The organism is Streptomyces rhizosphaerihabitans, from assembly GCF_025399795.1.
GTDB classification, from domain to species: domain Bacteria; phylum Actinomycetota; class Actinomycetes; order Streptomycetales; family Streptomycetaceae; genus Streptomyces; species Streptomyces rhizosphaerihabitans.
The window spans coordinates 1-336 of the sequence record NZ_JAODTZ010000210.1; the positions used below are offsets into that span (position 1 = coordinate 1).

Annotated in this window: 1 protein-coding gene; it reads left to right on the plus strand. The window is 72.0% G+C overall.

Features of this window, described 5'->3' with window-relative positions; genetic code table 11:
* Nucleotides 1–336, plus strand: a 336-nt coding sequence (locus N4G66_RS45445) for a lytic transglycosylase domain-containing protein (protein ID WP_261710180.1), incomplete at both ends; no start/stop codon positions are given.

Here is a 336-nt window from a genome sequence, read left to right on the forward strand (position 1 = left end):
CGCCTACAAGCAGGCCGAGGCGTCGCTGCACGAGTCCAAGCCCACCTGCAACCTGCCCTGGCAGCTCCTCGCCGCGATCGGCAAGGTCGAGTCGGGCCAGGCCCGCGGCGGCCGCGTCGACGCGGCCGGCACGACCCTGTCGCCGATCCTCGGCCCGGTCCTCGACGGCAACGGCTTCGCCAGCATCAGGGACACCGACAACGGCGCGTTCGACGGCGACAGCACGTACGACCGCGCGGTGGGACCCATGCAGTTCATCCCCTCCACCTGGGCGTGGGCGGGCCGCGACGGCAACGGCGACGGCAAGAAGGACCCCAACAACGTCTACGACGCGGC